Source organism: Arthrobacter sp. B3I4 (assembly GCF_030816855.1).
Taxonomy (GTDB): Bacteria; Actinomycetota; Actinomycetes; order Actinomycetales; family Micrococcaceae; genus Arthrobacter.
In genome coordinates, this window is sequence record NZ_JAUSYK010000001.1 from 793,322 (window position 1) to 811,468 (window position 18,147).

The 18,147-nt window shown below is 67.1% G+C and carries 19 protein-coding genes; 13 read left to right on the plus strand and 6 right to left on the minus strand.

Annotation, left to right across the window (positions count from 1 at the left end; translation table 11 throughout):
• Positions 1-170 precede the first annotated feature (170 nt).
• Both QFZ61_RS03765 and QFZ61_RS03770 read left to right on the plus strand, forming a co-directional pair.
• On the plus strand, positions 171-1,613 hold the full coding sequence (locus QFZ61_RS03765; protein ID WP_307033441.1) for an amino acid permease: 1,443 nt from the start codon (positions 171-173) through the stop codon (positions 1,611-1,613).
• A gap of 98 nt (positions 1,614-1,711) precedes the next feature.
• On the plus strand, positions 1,712-3,049 hold the full coding sequence (locus QFZ61_RS03770) for a M18 family aminopeptidase (RefSeq protein ID WP_307033442.1): 1,338 nt from the start codon (positions 1,712-1,714) through the stop codon (positions 3,047-3,049).
• A 25-nt stretch (positions 3,050-3,074) separates the two neighbouring features.
• Here the strand turns inward: QFZ61_RS03770 and QFZ61_RS03775 are convergent, their stop codons facing one another.
• A complete protein-coding gene (locus tag QFZ61_RS03775; RefSeq protein WP_307033445.1) occupies positions 3,075-3,761 on the minus strand; it encodes a DUF1345 domain-containing protein in 687 nt (228 codons plus the stop codon).
• Positions 3,762-4,007: 246 nt separating this feature from the next.
• On the opposite strand from QFZ61_RS03775, the gene rpsF reads away from it, so the two are divergent.
• From rpsF to QFZ61_RS03805, 6 genes are all read left to right on the plus strand, one after another.
• Complete coding sequence (rpsF, locus tag QFZ61_RS03780; protein WP_307033447.1) at positions 4,008-4,313, plus strand: 30S ribosomal protein S6; 306 nt, start codon at positions 4,008-4,010, stop codon at positions 4,311-4,313.
• 53 nt (positions 4,314-4,366) lie between these two features.
• Positions 4,367-4,951 carry a single-stranded DNA-binding protein gene (locus QFZ61_RS03785; RefSeq protein WP_307033449.1) on the plus strand — a complete coding sequence of 195 codons (585 nt, stop codon included), beginning with the start codon at positions 4,367-4,369 and terminating at the stop codon, positions 4,949-4,951.
• Positions 4,952-5,073: 122 nt separating this feature from the next.
• Complete coding sequence (gene rpsR / locus QFZ61_RS03790) at positions 5,074-5,313, plus strand: 30S ribosomal protein S18 (RefSeq protein WP_003800144.1); 240 nt, start codon at positions 5,074-5,076, stop codon at positions 5,311-5,313.
• 17 nt (positions 5,314-5,330) lie between these two features.
• Positions 5,331-5,783 carry a 50S ribosomal protein L9 gene (gene rplI, locus QFZ61_RS03795; protein WP_307033451.1) on the plus strand — a complete coding sequence of 151 codons (453 nt, stop codon included), beginning with the start codon at positions 5,331-5,333 and terminating at the stop codon, positions 5,781-5,783.
• 155 nt (positions 5,784-5,938) lie between these two features.
• Positions 5,939-6,799, plus strand: coding sequence for a PhzF family phenazine biosynthesis protein (locus tag QFZ61_RS03800; RefSeq protein WP_307033452.1), 861 nt, complete (start codon positions 5,939-5,941; stop codon positions 6,797-6,799).
• 100 nt (positions 6,800-6,899) lie between these two features.
• Positions 6,900-7,526, plus strand: a complete 627-nt coding sequence (locus QFZ61_RS03805) for an FMN reductase (protein ID WP_307033454.1) — start codon at positions 6,900-6,902, stop codon at positions 7,524-7,526.
• Between the two features lie 13 nt (positions 7,527-7,539).
• On the opposite strand, the gene QFZ61_RS03810 is transcribed toward QFZ61_RS03805, so the two are convergent.
• A complete protein-coding gene (locus QFZ61_RS03810) occupies positions 7,540-8,112 on the minus strand; it encodes a hypothetical protein (protein WP_307033456.1) in 573 nt (190 codons plus the stop codon).
• A gap of 3 nt (positions 8,113-8,115) precedes the next feature.
• On the minus strand, positions 8,116-8,583 hold the full coding sequence (locus QFZ61_RS03815) for a hypothetical protein (RefSeq protein WP_307033458.1): 468 nt from the start codon (positions 8,581-8,583) through the stop codon (positions 8,116-8,118).
• A gap of 578 nt (positions 8,584-9,161) precedes the next feature.
• Here QFZ61_RS03815 and dnaB point away from each other — a divergent pair.
• Positions 9,162-10,544, plus strand: a complete 1,383-nt coding sequence (gene dnaB, locus QFZ61_RS03820; protein WP_307033460.1) for a replicative DNA helicase — start codon at positions 9,162-9,164, stop codon at positions 10,542-10,544.
• Here the strand turns inward: dnaB and QFZ61_RS03825 are convergent.
• Positions 10,541-11,500, minus strand: a complete 960-nt coding sequence (locus QFZ61_RS03825; protein ID WP_307033462.1) for an acyl-CoA thioesterase — start codon at positions 11,498-11,500, stop codon at positions 10,541-10,543. The two genes, dnaB and QFZ61_RS03825, sit on opposite strands and share 4 nt — an antisense overlap.
• A gap of 111 nt (positions 11,501-11,611) precedes the next feature.
• On the opposite strand from QFZ61_RS03825, the gene QFZ61_RS03830 reads away from it, so the two are divergent.
• The 3 genes from QFZ61_RS03830 to QFZ61_RS03840 all read left to right on the plus strand — a co-directional run bounded on the left by QFZ61_RS03830 (position 11,612) and on the right by QFZ61_RS03840 (position 14,058).
• On the plus strand, positions 11,612-12,967 hold the full coding sequence (locus QFZ61_RS03830) for an MATE family efflux transporter (RefSeq protein ID WP_307033464.1): 1,356 nt from the start codon (positions 11,612-11,614) through the stop codon (positions 12,965-12,967).
• A gap of 66 nt (positions 12,968-13,033) precedes the next feature.
• Entirely contained in the window at positions 13,034-13,621 is a 588-nt protein-coding gene (locus QFZ61_RS03835) for a hypothetical protein (protein WP_307033466.1), read from the plus strand.
• Positions 13,622-13,710: 89 nt separating this feature from the next.
• The gene (locus QFZ61_RS03840; RefSeq protein ID WP_307033468.1) at positions 13,711-14,058 is read left to right on the plus strand and encodes a hypothetical protein; all 348 of its coding nucleotides are present in this window, start codon (positions 13,711-13,713) and stop codon (positions 14,056-14,058) included.
• A gap of 23 nt (positions 14,059-14,081) precedes the next feature.
• On the opposite strand, the gene QFZ61_RS03845 is transcribed toward QFZ61_RS03840, so the two are convergent.
• Positions 14,082-14,624, minus strand: coding sequence for a CGNR zinc finger domain-containing protein (locus tag QFZ61_RS03845; RefSeq protein WP_307033469.1), 543 nt, complete (start codon positions 14,622-14,624; stop codon positions 14,082-14,084).
• A gap of 71 nt (positions 14,625-14,695) precedes the next feature.
• Here QFZ61_RS03845 and QFZ61_RS03850 point away from each other — a divergent pair, with 71 nt between their 5' ends.
• On the plus strand, positions 14,696-15,733 hold the full coding sequence (locus tag QFZ61_RS03850) for a DMT family transporter (RefSeq protein ID WP_307033471.1): 1,038 nt from the start codon (positions 14,696-14,698) through the stop codon (positions 15,731-15,733).
• Positions 15,734-15,791: 58 nt separating this feature from the next.
• Here the strand turns inward: QFZ61_RS03850 and QFZ61_RS03855 are convergent, their stop codons facing one another.
• The gene (locus QFZ61_RS03855) at positions 15,792-18,119 is read right to left on the minus strand and encodes a cation-translocating P-type ATPase (protein ID WP_307033473.1); all 2,328 of its coding nucleotides are present in this window, start codon (positions 18,117-18,119) and stop codon (positions 15,792-15,794) included.
• Positions 18,120-18,147 lie beyond the last annotated feature (28 nt).

Here is an 18,147-nt window from a genome sequence, read left to right on the forward strand (position 1 = left end):
CGGCTGGAGCTGCGCCTCAATGGAAGCGTCGTAATCTGGAGGATTGCACAGGACAGCAGGGCGGTACCGCGGTCTAGGGTGAAACGACACTGTGGTCCGCAGCACAGCCGTCCCGGGTCCTGCCCGGCACGGAGGCCGGGCCGACACAACCCCACGAAGGACGGCGCTTCATGCAGGCTGACCAGCAACTCTCCAAATCCCTCAAGCCCAGGCATCTATCGATGATCGCCATCGCCGGCGTCATCGGCGCCGGGCTCTTCGTCGGTTCCGGCGCCGCCATCCAGCAGGCAGGCCCCGGCATCCTGGTCGCCTACATGGCGGCCGGGCTCGTGGTCATCCTTGTGATGCGGATGCTGGGGGAAATGGCCGCCGCCAACCCGGAAACCGGGTCTTTCTCCACCTATGCGGACAAGGCCCTTGGCCGCTGGGCCGGATTCAGCATCGGCTGGCTCTACGCGTGGTTCTGGATCATCGTGCTCGGCATCGAGGCAACAGCCGGCGCTGCCATCATGCACCGCTGGGTGCCCGGCATCGACCAGTGGGTCTGGGCGCTGGTGCTGATGGTGCTGCTGACCCTGACCAACCTTGGCTCGGTGAAGTCGTACGGCGAGTTCGAGTTCTGGTTCGCCTCCATCAAGGTCGCAGCGATCGTCCTGTTCCTGCTCTTCGGTGTGGCCGCCATCCTGGGTCTGGTTCCCGGCGTTCCGGCCCCCGGCCTGGACAACCTGATCAACAAGGGCGGCTTCATGCCCAATGGCCCCGGCGCTGTTCTGGCCGGCATCCTGGTGGTCGTTTTCTCCTTCTTCGGCGCGGAAATCGCCACTATCGCCGCCGGGGAGTCGGAAAACCCGGTCGACGCCGTCAAGAAGGCCGTGAAGTCCACGGTCTGGCGCATCCTGGTCTTCTACATCGGCTCAATCGCCATCGTGGTGACCCTGCTGCCGTGGAACGCTGCGTCTGTCGCGAAGAGCCCGTACGTCGCCGTGATCGAGCTCTTCGGCATCCCCGGAGCCGGCACCATCATGGACGTCGTCGTGCTCACCTCCGTGCTGTCCTGCCTGAACTCGGGCCTCTACACCGCCAGCCGCATGCTGTTCTCCCTCTCCCGCCGTGGCGACGCGCCCCGCTCCTGGATGCGGATCTCCAAAAGGGGCGTCCCGGCGGCCGCGGTCCTGGCCTCCACCGTGGTCGGCTTCATCACCGTAGGACTGAACTACATCGCTCCGGACACGGTCTTCCTGTTCCTGGTCAACACCTCGGGCGCCATCGCCTTGTTCGTTTGGCTGGTCATTTCCGTCTCCCAGCTGATCCTGCGCCGCCGGATGGGGACTGAATCCCGGGACCTTCAGCTGAAGATGTGGCTGTTCCCGTACCTGACCTGGGTCGCGATCATCAGCATCGTCGCCCTGCTGGTGGGCATGGTGATCCTTGATTCCACCCGTGAATCGCTGCTGCTGTCGCTTGCCTTGGGCGCTGTCGTGGTCGGTATCGGGCTGTGGCGCTACCGCAAACACGGCAACGCACCGGTTGCCGGAACGCGGACCGGGGACCGCGAGGCTGACGTCGACGCCGTCGGTGCGGATGCTGCGGCCGGAGCTGGCCCGGCGTCGTAGTCCCGCCGCACCTCCCGCCCCTCCCGCCCCTCCCGCCCCTCGCGGGAGGTGCGGGAGGTGCAGAGGTGGAGCATGGTGTCGGCGCTAGACTCGGAGCCATGCCTTCCTCCGCCACTGCCGCAGACCACATTCAGGACCTCGGCGCGTACGTCAGCGCCTCGCCGTCGAGCTTCCACGCCGTCCACGAAGCCGGCCGCCGGCTGGACGCAGCCGGCTTTACCCGGCTCGAGGAACTGGAGCCCTGGAACGCTGAGGCAGTCCAGGACGCGGCGGGTAAGTTCTACCTCATCCGCGACGGAGCCTTGATCGCCTGGGTGACGCCGGCGGGCGCCGGGCCCACTACCGGCTTCAACATCCTTGGCGCGCACACGGACTCGCCTTCCTTCAAGTTGAAGCCCAAGCCCACCACCGGCAAGTTCGGCTGGCTGCAGGCGGGCGTGGAAGTTTACGGCGGGCCGCTGCTGAACTCGTGGCTGGACCGCGAGCTGCAGCTCGCCGGACGGCTGGTCATGCTCGACGGCACCGAGCATCTGACAGCCACCGGTCCGCTGCTGCGCTTCCCGCAGCTGGCCATCCACCTGGACCGGGCGGTCAACGACGGCCTGGTCCTGGACAAGCAGCAGCACATGAACCCGGTGTTCGGCCTTGGCGACCCCGCGGACTCGGACCTCCTGGGCCTGCTCGCGGAGCGGGTGGACGGTGCCACCGTCGACGCGGCACAGATCGGCGGCTACGACGTCGTGATTGCGGACACGCAGGCCCCGGCTGTCTTCGGCGCGAAGGGCGAATTCTTCGCCTCGGGCCGGCTCGACAACCTTTCCGCCACCCACGCCGGGCTGGCCGCCCTCATCGCCCACGCTTCCGGGGCCGTGCCGGAGAACGGACCGATCGCGCTCCTGGCGGCCTTCGACCACGAGGAAATCGGCTCCGCCTCGCGCTCCGGGGCTTGCGGTCCGGTTCTCGAAGACGTCCTGGTGCGCATCTCCGAAGGCCTCGGCGCCACGGCGGGCCAGCGCCGGCAGGCGTTTGCGGCGTCGTTCTGCGTTTCCGCCGACGCCGGGCACGCCGTCCACCCGAACTATCCTGAACGCCACGACCCGGCCAACCGCCCGGTCCTCAACGGCGGGCCGCTGTTGAAGATCAACGCCAACCAGCGCTACGCCACCGACGCCACGGGCGCAGCGCTGTGGTCCCGGCTCTGCACGGACGCCGGGATCCCCTACCAGGAGTTCGTGTCGAACAACGTGATGCCGTGCGGATCCACCATCGGCCCGCTGACCGCCACCCGGCTGGGAATCCGGACGGTCGACGTCGGGGTGCCGCTGTTGTCGATGCACTCGGCCCGCGAGCTGTGCGGCGTCGAGGACCCGCACCGGCTTGCAACGGTCACGGAACTGTTTTTCCGCACCGCCTGCCAGGCTCCCCCGGCTTTCTAGCGCCGGTGTTCCGGCAGCCTGCTTCCTAGGAATCGGCGAGACCGACCACGAGGTTGATGGTCGTGGCCAGGATGACGGTGCCGAAGAGGTAGGACAGCAGGCTGTGTTTCAGGGCCTCCGCACGGATGGCATGGTTCTTCAGCGCCGTGTCGGACACCTGGTAGGTCATGCCCAGGCTGGTGGCAAGGTAGGCGAAATCGGTGTACTGCGGCGGTTCGTCCTGGTTGAAGTCGATGCCGCCCTCTGCCGATCCAGCCCTCGGCGCGGTGCTGTAGTAGAGCCCTGCGTAGCGCACTGTAAAGAGCGTCTGCACCAGCATCCAGGACAGCGCAACGGAGGCCAGTGCCAGCAGGCCGCCGGCCAGCCGGAAGCCGGCGTCGCTGTTGTGTGAGTCGAGCACGACAGCGGCGACGGCGGCCAGGCTGGCCATGTTGGCGGCCAGGATCATCAGGTCCGTGACGCCGTGGGACGGGTCTTCGGAGGTGGCATGCGCGCGGGTTCCGCGGGCGTCGAGCCGTCCAATCCTGATCCAGACCCACAGCACATACGTCAGGGCGGCGGTGCTCCAGCCGACCGCAGGGGCCTCCACCCAGCGCCCGCCCGACCCGGACGCGGCGGCGGCGAGCAGTCCCGCCAGCAGCATCACCGCGAAGCGGAGCCGGCTCCGGCGGACCGGGGCAGCGACGGACGGGGAGGAAGATCCGGTGCTCATGCCCCGATCATGGCACAGGCGCCCGGAAGGTTATCCACATCGCTGCCCGGGCCCTTCAGTCGCCGGCGCCAGCCGCCTAGGGTTAGAAGAAGAAATAGCCGAAACAGGCCCGGATGCACTAAGCTGTTGAAGTCTGTGCTGCGCTCTGCCTCCGTTCCGGCGGCGATGCGCGGCACGAGCACCGCAAATGAACCTCCTGTTACGGAAATGCCGTAACCGCTTAGCCCAAAGGAGGTGGGTTCACATATGCGTCCTTACGAATTGATGGTAATCATCGACCCCGAGGTCGAAGAGCGTACCGTTGAGCCGTCGCTTCAGAAGTTCCTGAACGTCATCACCAACGATGGTGGAACCATCGAGAAGGTTGACATCTGGGGCCGTCGTCGACTGGCTTACGAAATCCAGAAGAAGTCCGAAGGTATCTACGCCGTGGTGAACTTCACCGCCGCGCCGGCTACCGCCAAGGAACTTGACCGCCAGCTGAGTCTCAACGAGACCATCATGCGCACCAAGATCACCCGCCCCGAAGAGCAGAAGGTTGTTGCTGAGTAATCAGCTCCACCCCTCAATCTTTAACCCCGCAGGAACGCACAAGGAGGCAGTAGATGGCAGGCGAAACCACTATTACGGTCATCGGTAATCTCACCAATGACCCCGAACTGAGGTTCACGCCGTCAGGTTCGGCAGTAGCGAACTTCACCATCGCTTCTACGCCCCGCACCTTCGACCGCCAGTCCAATGAATGGAAGGACGGGGAAACCCTGTTCCTCCGCGCATCGGTATGGCGCGAAGCAGCCGAGAACGTCGCCGAGTCCCTCACCAAGGGCATGCGCGTGATCGTTTCCGGCCGCCTGAAGAGCCGTTCCTACGAAACGAAGGAAGGCGAGAAGCGCACCGTCATCGAGCTCGAGGTCGACGAGATCGGCCCGAGCCTGCGCTACGCCAACGCCAAGGTCAACCGCACCCAGCGCTCCGGCGGTGGGGGAGCCGGAAACGGCGGCCAGGGCGGCTTCGGCGGCGGCAACAGCGGCGGTTTCGGTGGCAACTCTGGCGGAAACCAGGGCGGCAACTCCGGTGGAAACTGGGGCGGCGGCAACCAGCCCGCACAGCAGGACGATCCCTGGGCCACGCCCGGGGTCAGCAATGCAGGCGGCTGGGGCAACGGTCCGGATTCCGAACCTCCCTTCTAAACAACATCTAAGGTCCGACATCGGGATCCGCGGGGCTGCACGGCAGCTGCGCGTCGACCGGTGCGGATCACCACCATCCCGTGGATCAATATCCACGGGCTCCATCGAAGAGGAGCTCCACGATGGCTAAGGCTGAACTCCGTAAGCCCAAACCAAAGTCCAACCCCTTGAAGGCCGCTGACATCACTGTCATCGACTACAAGGACGTAGCATTGCTGCGCAAGTTCATCTCCGACCGCGGAAAGATCCGCGCCCGTCGCGTCACCGGCGTCACGGTCCAGGAACAGCGCAAAATCGCACAGGCAATCAAGAACGCCCGCGAAGTTGCTCTGCTGCCTTACTCCGGCGCTGGCCGCGGCTAAGGAAGGGATTAACTAACATGGCAAAGCTCATTCTGACCCACGAAGTAACCGGTCTCGGTGCTGCTGGCGACGTTGTCGAGGTCAAGGACGGTTACGCACGTAACTTCCTGCTGCCCCGCAACTTCGCCCTGACCTGGTCCAAGGGTGGCGAGAAGCAGGTTGAGTCGATCAAGACTGCCCGCGCCGCCCGCGAGCACGCTTCCCTGGAAGACGCTCAGAAGCAGGCCGCTGCACTGCAGGCCAAGCCGGTCAAGCTCGTTGTCAAGGCTGGCGAGACCGGACGCCTGTTCGGTACCGTCAAGCAGGGCGACGTGGCGGACGCTGTTGAGGCTGCCGGCCTCGGCCGCATCGACAAGCGCAAGGTTGAACTGCCGGCTCACATCAAGTCGACCGGTTCCTACCAGGCCAACGTCCGTCTGCACGACGACGTTTCCGCTGTGATCGAACTCGACGTAGTTGCAGGCAAGTAGCCTTCCCGGCTGACTGGACTGCGTAAGAGGCCCCCGCCGCCGGATTCCCATAGGGTCCGGAAGCGGGGGTCTCTTGCTATACCGCATCCCCTTCAGGCCCGCAGTTGTTCCCGCCCACACCCCGCCGGGACCGGTGCCGGTGATAGCCTGCCGCAGTGACCCCTGATGCTTCCGCTTCGCCCCGCCTCCGTCCCTTCGCCCAGGTGGACGTCTTCACGGACGTGCAGTACCGCGGCAACCCGCTGGCCGTCGTCGTCGACGCGGCGGGCCTCTCCACGGCAGAGATGCAGCGGTTCGCCAACTGGACGAACCTCTCGGAGACGACGTTCCTGCTGCCGCCCACCGACCCCCGCGCCGACTACCGGGTCCGGATCTTCACGGCCAGCGAGGAATTTCCCTTTGCCGGGCACCCCACGCTCGGCTCGGCACATGCCTGGCTTGAGGCCGGCGGTATGCCGCTGCAGGACGGCACGATAGTGCAGGAGTGCGCCGCCGGGCTGGTCCGGGTGAAGCGCGACGGCGGCCGGTTGGCTTTCGCGGCTCCCCCGCTGACCCGTTCGGGTCCGGTAACAGAGCAGGATCTGGCCCGCATCGCTGCGGGTCTGCGGCTGCCGCGGGAGTCGTTGCTGGACGCCGCCTGGCTGGTCAACGGACCTGAATGGATCGGTGTATTGCTCGAGTCGGCGGAGCAGGTCCTGGCCGTCCGGCCGGACTACGCGGCCATGGCGGGTTTGAAGATCGGTGTCATTGGGCGCCATCCGGCCGGTGCCGCGGCGGATTTTGAAGTGCGGACGTTCATCCCCGGCGACGCTGCCGCGGAGGACCCCGTCACGGGCAGTTTCAACGCCGGTGCGGCCCAGTGGCTCATCGGGAGCGGGCGGGCGCCCACGTCCTACCTGGCGGCGCAAGGAACGGTGCTGGGGAGGGCCGGCCGGGTCCATGTTGATGCTGCCGGGGACGACATCTGGATCGGGGGAAGCTCGGTGAGCTGCATCGAGGGGTTTGTGATGCTCTGAACCCGGGCGGGAATAAAGCTCCCGGCAGCCGCCTTCTGTATATAGATGCATATGCATGTACTGGGGTCTGCATCAGTTGAACAACCTGAGGAGCTGCACCGTGGAATCCCGCCGCATCACCGTTCTTTCCGCCGGGCTCGGCGTCCCGTCGTCGAGCCGCCTGCTTGCGGACCAGTTGGCGGCCTCGGCCGAGCAGCAGCTTGCCGCTGCCGGCTACGCCGTGAGTGTCGAGACGGTTGAGCTGCGTGACATCGCAGTGGAGATCGCCAACAACTTCGTGACCGGCTATGCACCCCCGCGGCTGGCAGAGGTGATCGCTGCGGTGGAAGCCTCGGATGGCATCATCGCGGTCAGCCCGGTCTTCAGCGCCTCATACAGCGGGCTGTTTAAGTCCTTCATCGACGTGCTCGATCCAAAGTCACTGGACGGCAAAGCCGTTCTGCTGGGTGCCACCGGTGGTACCGACCGGCATCAGATGGTGCTCGACTATGCGATGCGGCCGCTCTTCAACTACCTGCGCACCCGGAACGCCGCCACGGGAGTGTTTGCCGGCCCGCAGGACTGGGGAACCGCCGGCGCAGGTGGCGCGGCCCTGTCGGCGCGGATCGAGCGGGCGGCGGGGGAGTTCAGCAGCCTGCTCAAGGGCTCCCAGCCGCGGCAGCAGCCTGCCCCGCTGGAGTCGCTGCCGTTTGAAGAGCTGCTCGCCGGGATAACCGGGCGCAACTAGCGGCCGCTGCCGGTCAGTCCTCGAGCAGGGCGATGAACTCGCGGGCTTGTTTGAGTGAGATGTCGGAGTGCCGGGTCAGCGCGGTCGCGGCGGCTTCCGAGTCGCCGTTCCTTGCCAGGGTGCGGATGCGCCCATAAATTTCGTCATTGAGCATGTTGCTGCTCACTTCCCGGGTGACGTCGCCCCTGCTCGCTATCGCCCGGTAGCGGTACGGGAAGCGCTGGGGGGCGTCGTCGTCCTCGTCATCGACGGGCTGTCCAGGAGCTTCCGGGGGCCTGAACGGCTGGGGGTGGGCAGCCAGGGCCCCGACCGCGTCCCGCGAGGCTCGCAGGCCTTCCCCTGTCACTTCCAGATAGAGCTTGATGGCAGCCATGGCCTGGCCCTGGGCGATCAGCGCGTACAGGCGGCGGTGCTGCTCCTGGTCCAGCCGTGCGGCGGCGGCGCGGGCCAGCTCCGCCGAGTTGCGGCCGGGTTGCGGCGCCTCCTCTTGCCTGGGCTGCCGACGCCGGCCTATGGCACGGGCGGCAAGCGCGACACAGACGCCGACGAGCACAAGGATCAGGGCGGGTACTAGCAGGGCTTCCATGGACTACAGCCGATCTACGAATTGCTTGGCGGTCAAGAGATCTGTGTGGGTGGCCTGGCGCAGCAGCCTGACGGCCTGTACTTTATGGCCGGAGGTTGCCAGGGCCCTGAGCTGCAATGCGAACTCCGGACTCAGCTGGCCTCCGGGCAGCACGCGGCCGTGGCGGTCCGGACGCCCGAAGTCCCCGGCGAAGCTTGCCGGGATGCCCCGCGCGGCGCGGGCATGCTCGGCCTGCTGCGAGTGCTGTTGTTCGTTCTGGCTGGGGCGGGTCGCAGCGTCTATCCGGGAGCGGGCGGCGAGGGCGTCCCTGACCTGCGTCTCGTAATGCGCGCGGGAGCGGGCGGCCAGCTCCGACTGGTAGCGCTCGGCCTCGGAGACGCCGAAATGGCGCGGCCGAAGCGCTGTGGCCACAGCCCATAGGACTCCCGCGAGAACGACAGCGGGCAACACCGCAACCAGAACGTCTCCCATGGCCAAAGCTTATGCCTAATCCGAGCCGCGAACCGTATATTCCCGCTTCGGGATACGTGCACGATGCGCGGCAGAGAAGCAGGAGCCGTTTTCGTGGCGCGCATCACGAAATTCGCATATTTCGGCCGATCTGTGCCCTCAGCCGCCGGAGGCTATCCCCAACTCCCAGCTGCAAGCTGTGGATGAAAATTGCCGGAAATTTCTTTGTCTCCACAGGGCGCCAGCGACGTTTCCGCAGGTCACGGCATGTTTGGTACTCAAAGAATTCCGCTATCCACAACTGTCCCCACAGGCTGTGCACAAGCAGGGCGCGGTAGTCCACACCTTATCCACAGGCACCGCCCACGGCGGTGTTGGTCCCGGCCGGATCGGAGGATAACGTTGCGGGGGATCGGCCCGGCGGTACCCGGAGTAGCGCTCAGGTAGCGGCACCGCTGCCTGAGGCGAAGACAGCTTGTCGGACCCGGCTGATAGGAAGTATCCAGCGGAGACCTGCCGTCTTATCGGGCAGGCGCACGACGCATGGATTCGATGCCGCCGGACGTCAGTCCTGCGGCACACAGTGAAGGACGGCAGTTTTGTCAGTAACGCATCTGGACTCGATCGAGGGCACTCGGGGCTCCGAGGGTAGCCGCAAACCGCCGCAGGACATTCCCGCGGAGCAGTCTGTGCTGGGCGGCATGATGCTGTCCAAGGATGCCATTGCCGACGTCGTGGAAATTCTGCGCGGACAGGACTTTTACCGGCCCGCGCACGAGACCATCTACGAAGCCATCATCGATCTTTACGGCCGGGGTGAACCGGCCGATGCCGTGACCGTCTCGGACGAACTGACCAAGCGCGGTGAGATCAACCGGATCGGCGGCCCCGCCTACCTGCACGAACTGATCCAGACGGTTCCCACCGCCGCCAACGCCGGTTACTACGCCGAGATTGTCGGCGAACGTGCTGTCCTCCGCCGACTGGTCAACGCCGGCACGAAAATCGTCCAGCTTGGCTACGGCCAGGACGGCGAGGTGGAGGACCTGGTTAACCAGGCGCAAGCTGAGGTCTACGCCGTGGCAGAACGGCGCACCGCCGAGGACTATGTCGTGCTCAAGGACGTCATGGAATCCACGGTGGATGAGATTGAAGCCTCGGGACACCGGGGCGAAGGCATGGTGGGTGTGCCGACCGGGTTCTATGAACTCGACGAACTGACCCACGGCCTGCACCCGGGGCAGATGATCGTAATCGCCGCCCGGCCCGCCGTGGGCAAGTCCACCTTCGCGCTCGACTTCGCCCGCTCCGCAGCCATCAAAAACAATCTCGCTACCGTCATGTTTTCGCTCGAAATGGGCCGCAACGAAATCGCAATGCGCCTGCTGTCGGCGGAGGCGACGATTGGCCTGCAGGACCTGCGCAAGGGCACCATCAAAGACGAACAGTGGTCCAAGATCGCCACCACCATGGGCCGGATGAACGATGCCCCGCTCTTCATCGACGACAGCCCCAACATGTCGCTGATGGAAATCCGTGCCAAATGCCGCCGCCTCAAGCAGCAGCATGACCTCAAGCTTGTGATCCTTGACTATCTGCAGCTGATGAGTTCGGGCAAGAAGGTGGAATCACGCCAGCAGGAAGTTTCCGAGTTTTCCCGTGCGCTGAAGCTGCTCGCCAAGGAACTGCAGGTTCCCGTTATCGCTCTGTCGCAGCTGAACCGTGGCTCCGAACAGCGCCAGGACAAGCGGCCCATGGTTTCCGACCTTCGAGAGTCAGGCTCGATCGAGCAGGATGCGGACATGGTCATCCTGTTGCACCGCGAAGACGTTTACGACAAGGAGTCTCCGCGCGCCGGCGAAGCGGACATCCTGATCGCCAAGCACCGCAACGGCCCCACCAAGGACATCGTGGTGGCCTTCCAGGGCCACTATTCCCGCTTCGCCAACATGGCAGGCGACGCCGGAGGCGGAGGCTTCTAGAGCAAGTGGTTCGGCAGCCGGTTTCCGGGCGCCCGGCCGCGGATCTCCAGCAGCTCACGGGCATGGGCGTGCAGGCGCTTGTCCTCATCCGAAACCGGCACCCAGCGGGGAATCGGCACCGAAGTGCCGGTCTCGTCGCGGGCCACCATGACAGTCAGGCAGTACGTGGTCAGACTCAGTTCGTGGCCCTTGGGATCGCCGGAACGGACATGGACGGCAATGTGCATCCCCTTCGTTCCGGTGTAGACCAGCCGGGCTTCGACCTCCACCAGGTGCCCGATCAGTAACGGCCGGTAGAACCGGACGCCGCCGGAGAAGACCGCCACGGTGTCTTTACCGCAGTAGCGGGAGGCGCAGACGTAGGCGGCTTCGTCGATCCACTTCATGACAATTCCGCCGTGGACCTTTCCGCCCCAGTTGACATCTGTCGGCGCGGCCATGAACCGCAGTGTCACGCGCTCGGCGGTGCCGGCATCAGTGTATTCCTGCGCGTTCATGGCTTGCACGATGTCCTCGCGGACCTTGATCCGCGCCAGCGCGTGATCGCGTTCCTCAATCCGGGCCGGCGTCGCCGGCTCGAACTGGGGCACCGGGATGGGCTTGCCGTCCGCCCCGACAGCTACGAAGATCACCAGGCACTGGCTCCGCATCGTGGCCGGGCCGCCCCTGGGGTCCCCGGACGAGACGACGGTGCGGATATGCATGGAGGACCGCCCGGTATAGACGATGGTCGCGGTGACCTCCACCATGTCGCCGCTGTTGACCGGATCGGCGAAGTGGATGTTGCCTACATAAGCGGTGACGCAGTAGGACTTCGCCCACCCGACGGCTGCGGCGTAGGCTGCCTTGTCCACCCACTCCAGCACCGTCCCCGCATCCACCGAACCACTGTGGCCGACATCGGTGGGGGCGGCCAGAAAGCGCAGGGTGACGGCATTGGCGGAAGTCTCACTCATGCAAGCGAGTGTACTGACGGAACGCCACCGGGCAGCGGCGGGCTGACACAATTGCGCTGGGGCCGCCACAGACGGATGGGGGAATGCTGGGCGCGGCACTAGGGTGGTTCCGTGCCCGCCTCAGCCCCCTCCCCCGCGACCCGGCCATCCGCGGCGGTTGGGCGACGCGAAATTCTCCGCCTCGCCGTTCCCGCCTTCGGGGCGCTAATCGCCGAGCCGCTGTTTCTGCTAGCGGATTCGGCAATCGTGGGGCCTCTGGGTGTGGCCCAGCTCGCCGGCGTCGGGCTGGCGTCGGCTGTACTGCAGACCGCCGTCGGACTCATGGTGTTCCTGGCCTATTCCACGACTCCCGCCGTGGCGCGCGCTCTTGGCAACGGCCAACTGCCGAAGGCGCTGGCGGCCGGGCGGGACGGGATTTGGCTCGCTTTGCTGCTGGGTGCGGTCCTGGCGGCGGCCGGATCCCTGGCCGCGGAACCGCTGGTGGATCTGATGGGCGCGAGCGGCGACGTACGGGTCTTTGCCGGGGACTACCTGCGCTGGTCCATGCCGGGACTCGTCGCCATGCTGCTGATCTTCGCCGGCACCGGCGTGCTCCGCGGTCTGCAGGATACGCGGACCCCGCTGGCTGTGGCCACCGCGGGGTTCACCCTCAACATCGCGCTGAACTTCTTCCTGGTCTACGGGCTGGAACTCTCCGTCACCGGGTCCGCTCTCGGTACCAGCATCGCCCAGTGGGCGATGGCGCTCGTCTACATCGTTATGGTGCAGCGGAACGCCCGCAGCCACGGTGTGTCCCTGCTCCCGCACTGGCAAGGCATCCGCGCCTTGGCAAGAGTCGGTTCCTGGCTGATGCTGCGGACCCTCAGTCTGCGGATCGCGATCCTTGCCACCGTCGTGGTGGCGACAGCGCAGGGCCCGGTGAATCTTGCGGCCCACCAGCTCGCCATGAGTCTCTTCACGTTCCTGGCCTTCGCACTCGACGCCCTCGCCATTGCCGCCCAGGCGCTGATCGGCAAGGAACTGGGCGCGTCCCGACCGATAGCGGCGCGTGAGCTCACCCGGACGATGGTCCGCTGGGGACTGGGGTTCGGCGCGCTGGCGGGGATCCTGCTGGCGGCCGCCGCTCCGTGGGCAGGACTGCTTTTCACCCCGGACGCCGGCGTCCGGTCAGCCCTCACCCTTGCTCTCTTGGTGCTGGCAGCAGGTCAGCCGATTGCCGGCTACGTCTTCGTCCTGGACGGCGTTCTGATCGGTGCCGGCGACGCCCGGTACCTGGCGATCGCCGGCGTTGTGAATCTTGCTGTCTACCTGCCGCTGTTGCTCATGGTCCGGCTCTCCGGCGCCGCGGGGGAAACGGCGCTGCTTTGGCTCTGGGTCGCTTTCTCCTTCGGCTACATGCTGGCCCGCGCGGTCACCCTTGGCTGGCGGGCACGCAATGACCGGTGGATGGTGCTCGGCGCACGGTGACACCCGGGCGTCCCGGCGGGCGCAGCCCGCGCCCGGTCCGGCGCCGGCACGCACTAAACTGGACGGGTGACTCTCCCCGAAGCCCCCTCCGCCTCGACTGCCCTGCCTGCCGCCCCGGACCTGTGGAAGCCGGTCCTGGTCCGCGCTGCCCTCGCGCTGGCGTTCGGCGCGGTGACCGTCTTCTGGGCAGCGCCCCCGGTCGAGGCGATGGCCTGGACCGGCGGAGTTTATCTACTGGCCACGGGTCTGGTGGTGATCTGGGGCGTCAAAAAGACCGGCCTGCCGGCCGGGGAGGGCGGGGCCAAGGCCCTGGCCGCCGCCGGGGCGGTGCTGATCGGCACGGGGGCGGCGGTGGCGCTGATTCCGGGGAACCTGGTGTTCGGTACCATCGGCGCGCTCGGCCTGGCGCTGGCCGGCGCGGCCGAGCTCTACCTGGGGCTCACCTCCCGCCGCCGCTCGGTGCTGGCCCGGGACTGGACCGCCTCCGGCGTGATCGGCCTGGGCACCGCGGCGGCGCTGCCGTTCTTTATTGACCTCGGTCCGCACGCCTTGCTTGGCGTTGCCGGCGGCGGCGCGATCCTCGGCGGTATGCTGTGGATCCTGGCCGGCCTGACGCTGCGGCACGATGCGCGCGGCCTTTCTACAAGGCCGTAAACTAGTAAGGACAGGTTCTACCCTGCGTAGAACAACCGCGGTATCAGACTGCCACGCCTGCCCGGCGCTGGCGGCAGGAGGAAAGCATCTTGGCAGAGCCGAAATCAGGAGAACGCCGCAATCTGCGGACCTCGGTCAAGGGGCCGCTCATGTTTTCCGCGTTCTGGGCAGTGCTTGCCTTCGTCGCCGTCCTCATCTTTGCTTCCGGCGGCAGCGCCAAAGTTCCGCGTTTCGACTTGGCCTTTACCGGCGCGGGGATCGCCTTCATCGTCACCCTGGTGATGGCAGCCATGCTTTCGATGAGCTACAAGGACAACGCGGAGCACCTGGGCAAGGGCTCCGGCGTCAACCTCAGCTCGAAGCGGCCCGCCTCCGCCCGCGGCGGCGACCGCCCGCAGCCGGGACCCGACGCCGGTCCCGACAGTAGCGCCCACTAAGTCCACTTTCTGCCCAGCTTCTGTTAGGAGACGGCCTTCCTGGCCCGGTAGGCCGCGACGTGTGCGCGGTTGGCGCAGTTCCCCGTGTCGCAGTAGCGCTTGGAACGGTTCCGGCTGAGGTCCAGCACCACGGCGTCGCAGTCGTCCGCGGCGCAAACCAGCATCCGGTGCATTTCCTTGCTCCGAATGACATCCGCCAGTGCCATCGCCGCCTCGGTGCTCATCCGGTCGGCCAGCGGCGCCTCGGGCGTGGTGGCGTGCAGGTGCCAGTCCCAGCCGTCGTGTTTCATCAGCTGGGGAAGGGCGCGGGCCTCGCGCAGCAGTCGGTTGACGATGACCACTGCCGAGTCCTCGTCGGCCAGCCACAGCGCGGCGAGCTCGGTGCGCAGCCGGTGCACGCTGGCCAGCTCGGCGGCCTCGTGGCTTCGTGAGCCGCTGAACCCCTCGGCGGCGAGGAAGCGGTCCAGCTCCGCGAGTCCGGACAAGTGCTCCTCGCTGTTCGCGGCTGTGTTGATCAGAGCGACCACGGAGCGCAGCGCGACTTCAGTGTCAGGCGCAAAGACCATCTTGACTCCTTACGTTCCCCGGGCGTACTGTCATGACCATAACCCCACTTTACTCCTGACAGGAGCAGTCCATGTCTGCCGCACGCCGCGCCGGGGCCCCGGCCCAGAACCTGCAATCTGCCGGCGCCACTGCCGCGGCCACTGGCGTGGCAGGTTTCCTGGCCTCCGGGCTGGGAGTCGCCTTGTTTTCCTCGGCGGTGTTCGGCCTCTCCGGGTCGTTCGCCAAGGCGCTGCTGGAGACCGGCTGGACGCCAGGTGCTGCTGTCACCGCCCGCCTCACCGGAGCCGCGCTGATCCTCGCCGTTCCCGCTGCCCTGGCGCTGCGAGGCCGCTGGCACCAGCTCCGCGACAACTGGCTCACCGTCCTGCTGTTCGGCCTCATCGGCGTCGCGGCATGCCAACTCTTCTATTTCAACGCTGTCGCCCGGCTCTCCGTCGGAGTGGCGCTCCTGCTGGAATACCTGGCTCCGGTGATGATCGTGCTCTGGCTCTGGCTGGCGAGCCGGAAGCGGCCGCGGCCGCTGACCATCGCCGGCACCCTGCTTTCACTCGCGGGCCTGGTCCTGGTACTGGACCTTACCGGGGCGGTGAAGATCGATTTCATCGGTGTGCTGTGGGGGATCGCGGCCGCCGTCTGCCTGGCTATCTACTTCTTCATAACCGCCAAGGAGAACGACACGCTGCCGCCGATCGTGCTGGCCTCCGGCGGGCTGATGGTGGGCGCGCTGGTCATGTGGCTCACGGCCGCGACCGGGCTGCTGCCGATGGCCACCAGCACAGCCGACACCCGGCTGGGTCCCTGGGTGACGCCGTGGTGGGTCGCGCTGGGCGGTCTGGTCCTCCTTGCCACCGTGCTCGCCTACGTTTCCGGCATCGTGGCCGCCCGCGCCCTCGGCTCGAAGGTGGCATCGTTTGTCTCGCTGACCGAGGTGCTCTTTGCCGTCCTCTGGGCCTGGCTGCTCCTCGGTGAACTTCCCGGGCCGGTCCAGCTGCTGGGCGGCATCCTGATCGTCGGCGGTGTGGTGCTCGTCCGCCTGGACGAGCTGCGCCGTGCACCAGAGCCGTCGGTCGAACTCGACCATGCGAACGACATCGAACCCGTCCCCTGACGGCGTACGGACGGCGCCGCATGTCCTAGGAGCCGCCGTCGGGAGCCGCCGTCGGGGCCTACTTGCCGAAGCGCCGCAGCCGCAGCGAGTTCGCCACCACCAGGACGGAGCTGGCCGCCATCGCCGCGCCGGCAATCATCGGGTTGAGCAGGCCCAGTGCGGCCACCGGGATACCGACGGCGTTGTAGAAGAAGGCCCAGAAGAGGTTCGTTTTGATGGTGGCCAGGGTCCGGCGGGACAACTCGATCGCCTGGCCGACCTGGCCCAGGTCGTTGCCCATCACGGTCAGGTCCGCGGCCTCAATGGCCACATCGGTGCCCGAGCCCATGGCGATGCCAAGGTCGGCCTGGGCCAGGGCGGCCGCGTCGTTCACTCCGTCACCAGCCATCGCCACCGTGGCACCGCGGGACTGCAGCGCCCGGACGGCCTCGACCTTGCCCTCGGGCAGCACGCCGGCGAAGACGTCTTCGGCAGGGATTCCAACGGCGGCTGCGACCTGGCCGGCCACTGCGGCGTTGTCACCGGTCAGCAGGATGGGCCGCAGCCCCAGTTCCCGGAGCCGGGCGATGGCTGCGGCGGAACCAGGCTTGAGCGTATCGCGCAGGCTGATGATGCCTGCAGGTTCACCGTTTACGGCCACCCAGATGGCGGTGGCGCCGGCGTCCTCGGCGGCGGCCAGGGCGGCCTGCTGCCCACCGGAGGCAGGAACGTTGTTTTCCTGCAGCCAGCCGGAACGGCCCACGGTGACCAGACGTCCGTTGACCGTCCCGCGGACCCCGCCGCCGGGGGCCGAGTGAAAGTCGACGACGCCGGGCAGCCGGGCTTCGTCGCCGGGCTGCCGTTCGGCGGTGAGCGCAGCGGCGGCAATCGCCCGGGCGACCGGGTGCTCGGAGGCGGCCTCCACTGCCCCCGCGAGGCGGAGCACCTCCGCGCCGGTGAACGGGCCAAACGCCTGAGTTCCCTCTACGGCCAGGTGGCCGGTAGTTACCGTGCCGGTTTTGTCGAGCAGGATGGTGTCCACCGTGCGGGTGTCTTCCAGGACCTGCGGACCCTTGATCAGGATGCCGAGCTGGGCGCCGCGGCCGGTGCCGGTCAGCAGCCCCACCGGGGTGGCCAGGCCCAGTGCGCACGGGCAGGCGATGACCAGCACCGCGACGGCCGCGGTGAAGGCGGCGCGCAGTTCGGCGTTGCTGATGTCCGGGCCGGCCGCCAGCAGCCAGCCGGCGAAGGTGACGGCGGCAAGGATGAGGACCACCGGGACGAAGACCGCGCTGATGCGGTCCGCGAGGCGCGCGATGGGGGCCTTTGCGGTTTGTGCCTGGGACACCAGGCGCCCCATCTGGGCCAGGGTCGTCTCGCTTCCGACCCTGGTGGCCCGAACGAGGAGCCGCCCCGAGGTGTTGATGGTGGCGCCCGTGACCGGGCTGTCCGGGCCGACCTCGACCGGGACCGATTCGCCGGTCACCAGCGAGGCGTCCACGGCGGACGTCCCCTCAAGGACCACGCCATCGGTCGCGATCTTCTCACCGGGCCGCACCACGATGATGTCGCCGACCCGCAGTTGCTCGGCCGGTACCATCACCTCCGTGCCGTTGCGCAGGACGGCTGCATCCTTGGCGCCCAGGTTCAGCAGGGCCTTAAGCGCGTCCCCGGCTTTCCGCTTGGCGTTGGCCTCGAGGTAGCGGCCCAGCAGCAGGAAAGTGGTGACGACGGAGGCTACCTCGAAGTACAGGCCTCCCGTTCCCATCTCCTCCATGCCCGGATGCTCAGTCATCCGGGGGTCGGCCAGGAGCTGCCAGGCGGAGAAAAGGTAGGCGGCGGTCACCCCGATAGATACCAGGGTATCCATGGTGGAGCCGAGGTGCCGGGCGTTCACGGCAGCGGCTCGGTGGAACGGCCAGGCGGCCCAGGTCACCACCGGCAGGGCCAGCGCACCCGCAACCCAGCCCCAGTTGGGGAACTGCAATGCCGGGAACATGGAAATCAGGAAGACCGGGACGGTGAGGACGGCCGCGACGATCAGCCTGGGTAGCAGCTTGCCGGAGGGGTGCGACGGCGGACCCTGGACCGGGACGGGGTTTTCGCGGTCGGTTCCGCTGGCATCCGCTTCCGGCGTTGCCTCGGTCCTGGGAGCCGGGTAGGCCGCCGGCCGGACGGTGGCTTTGTAACCGGCGGCCGCCACCGTGGCGGTGATCTGCTCGTCGGTGACGTTGGCCGGCACGGTTACCTGCGCCGATTCCAGCGGCAGGTTGACGAGGGCTTCCACGCCGTCGATCTTTACCAGCTTGCGCTCAACCCGGCCGACGCAGGACGAGCAGGTCATCCCTTCAATATCGAGTTCGATGACCCGGCGTCCGGGCTGTTCTAGAAGCTGCTGGTTGCTCACTGTCTGTTCCCCTCGGTCCTGCGCGGTG